Source organism: Mesorhizobium sp. M1E.F.Ca.ET.063.01.1.1 (assembly GCF_003998155.1).
In the GTDB taxonomy this organism is placed as follows: domain Bacteria; phylum Pseudomonadota; class Alphaproteobacteria; order Rhizobiales; family Rhizobiaceae; genus Mesorhizobium.
This window is the reverse complement of record NZ_RZSC01000748.1, coordinates 1-2,803: the sequence shown is the minus strand read 5'-3', so window position 1 is coordinate 2,803 and position 2,803 is coordinate 1. Positions and strand designations below refer to the sequence as shown.

Below are 2,803 nucleotides of genomic sequence, written 5' to 3'. Positions count from 1 at the left end.
GCGGTGAGCGTCACGCCGAGCGCGCGCTTTTCCCATTCGGCGTGGAAATAGGGCTCGTCCTTTTCGGGCGCGACCGGCCCGAAACCCATCTGCCCGCCGAGATCCTGCGGCCCGTTCATTGAGGCTCCCCCTTATTCCGACTCTTTCGCCAGCGCGGTGCCGATCATCGCGTCGCGGCTGACCAGGCCGGCGAGCTGTTCCTCGCTCCAGCCCTCGGTGCCCTTCGGCCGCATCGGCACCACCAGGTAGCGAAGCTCGGCGGTCGAATCCCAGACGCGGATCTTCTTATCCTTAGGCAGCGTCAGCCCGAACTCTTCCAGCACGCCGCGCGGGTCGATCACCGCCCGCGACCGATAGGGCGGCGCCTTGTACCAGACCGGCGGCAGGCCGAGCACTGACCACGGATAGCAGGAGCAGAGCGTGCAGACGACGAGGTTGTGCGTCTCCTCGGTGTTGAAGACAGCCTGCATGTGCTCGCCCTGGCGGCCGGTATAGCCAAGCGAGGCGATCGCCGCCGTCGCGTCGCGCTTCAGCCATTCGGCATAGGCGGGATCGCTCCAGGCCTTGGCCACCACCCTGGCGCCGTTGCGCGGGCCGATCTTCGTCTCGTAGGTATCGACGATGACGTCGATGGCCGCCGGGTCGATCAGGCCTTTCTGGGTCAGGATCGTCTCGAGCGCGCGCACGCGCGCCGCGAACGGGTCGAGCTCGTTGTCGTGGTCATGATCGTGGGTCATGACCTCAAACTAGGATCGGGTGCGGTTAGCCGCAAGCGCCACGCCTTGGGCCAGAGCCGCCTACTCGGCGGCCACCTTTTTCGGTTCGGCTTCTTCCTCGGCGTCGAAGAGCGAAGGCTGTTCGATAGGCTCGATCGCATGCAGCTCCGGCCGGCTCTTCTTAGAGGAGAAGCTGAGCAGCCAACCGGAGAAATGCTCGAAATAGACATAGATGACCGGCGTGACGAACAGGGTGAGCGCCTGTGAGGCGAGCAGGCCGCCGACCACAGCAACGCCGAGCGGCTGCCTGAGTTCGGCGCTGGCGCCGGTGCCGAGCGCGATCGGGAACGTGCCCATCAGCGCCGCCAGCGTCGTCATCATGATCGGCCGGAAACGCATCAGGCAGGCCCTGTGGATGGAGTCCACCGCCGACATGCCCTGACGCCTGAGGTCCAGCGCGACATCGACCATCATGATGCCGTTCTTCTTGACGATGCCGATCAGCATCAGGATGCCGATCACCGCGATGACCGACAGATCCATCCCCGCGAGCTGCAACGCGACCAACGCTCCCAACACCGCCGACGGCAGACCGGTGAGGATGGTGAGCGGGTGGATGAAGCTCTCATAGAGCATGCCGAGCACGATATAGATGGTGAGGATCGCGCCGCCGATCAGCAGGCCCTGGTTGGCGAGCGAATCCTGGAAGGTCTTGGCCGTGCCGGCGAAGGTGGTCGAGATCGCCTTCGGCATGCCTATCTGCTCTTTCAGCTGGTCGATGCGGGCCACTGTGTCGCCGAGCGACACGCCCTGCGGCAGGTTGTAGGAGATCGTCACCGCCGGCAACTGGCCGAGCTGGTTGACCGTCAGCGCGCCTGCCGTGCGATCGACGCGGGCGAAGGCGCCGAGCGGCACCAGGCTGCCGCTCGCCGTCCGCACCTGGATGGCCAGCATCCGCTCGGGCGACCACGCGATCTTCGGGTCCAGCTCGGTGATGACTTCATAGCTGTCGGCCGAGCCGAAGATGGTCGACACCTGATCGGTGCCGAAGCCGCCATAGAGAGCCGAGCGCAGCGTGTCGGTGTCGATGCCGAGCTGGGCGGCCTTGTCGCGGTCGACCACCAGCGTCGCCTCCAGGGCATTGTTCTGCAGATCGCTGGTGACGTCGGTGAACATCGTGTGGTCCGCCGCCATCGCATCATTCAGCTTCTGCGCCCAGATATCGGTCTGGCCGGTATCGAGTCCCTGGACGACCAGCTGGTAGGCGCTGGCGGAAGACCGCGAACCAAGTCTCAGGTTCTGCACCGGCTGCATATAGGACTCGATGCCGGCGACGCCCCCCAATTGCCGCCGCAAGTCGGACAGCACCTTCTCGATATTGGGTCTCTGGCTCTTGTCCTTCAGCTGCACGTAGAGCTGTCCCTGGTTCAGCGCATTATTGCCGCTACCGACCGACCAGGCCACATGCGATACATAGGGAGAATGGGAGAAGACGTTCGCCACCTGACCTTGCAGCTTGGTCATGGCGTCGAAGGAGATGTCCTGCCGGGCGATCGTCGTCACCGAAATCTGGCCGATATCCTCCTGCGGGAAGAAGCCCTTGGGCGAGGCCTGGAACAGCCAGACCGACGCCGCCGCCGTTCCGACGAAGACGAGGAACACCAGGAAAGTATGGCGCAGGCAGAAGGTCAGGAGCCAGTCGTAGCCGCGCGTGAAGATATCGTGCCGCTCACCGCCCGCATGCGCCTCGCGGTCGGCTTTCGTCACCGACAGCAGCCGCGAGCACAGCATCGGCGTCAGCGTCAGCGACACGAACATCGATGCCAGGATGGCGACAGTCACCACGACCGCGAATTCGTTGAAGATGCGGCCGATGACGCCGCCCATCAGAAGCACGGGGATGAACACCGCCACCAGCGAGATCGAGATCGAAATGATGGTGAAGCCGATCTCGCGCGCGCCCTTCAGCGAGGCGTCGAAGGCCGACAGCCCATCCTCCTCCATGTGGCGGAAGATGTTTTCGAGCATGACGATGGCGTCGTCGACGACGAGGCCAACGGCGAGCGTCAGTCCCATCAGCGAGATGT

General features: G+C 64.5%; 2 protein-coding genes and 1 pseudogene. All 3 read right to left on the bottom strand.

Annotation, left to right across the window (positions count from 1 at the left end; all coding sequences use genetic code 11):
- Positions 1–119: pseudogene (locus EOA29_RS31660) on the bottom strand (SH3-like domain-containing protein); the annotation flags it as partial.
- Positions 120–131: 12 nt separating this feature from the next.
- Entirely contained in the window at positions 132–737 is a 606-nt protein-coding gene (gene nthA, locus EOA29_RS31655; protein WP_126093163.1) for a nitrile hydratase subunit alpha, read from the bottom strand.
- A gap of 60 nt (positions 738–797) precedes the next feature.
- A partial coding sequence (locus EOA29_RS31650) for an efflux RND transporter permease subunit (RefSeq protein ID WP_145969907.1) occupies positions 798–2,803 on the bottom strand: 2,006 nt, incomplete at its 5' end.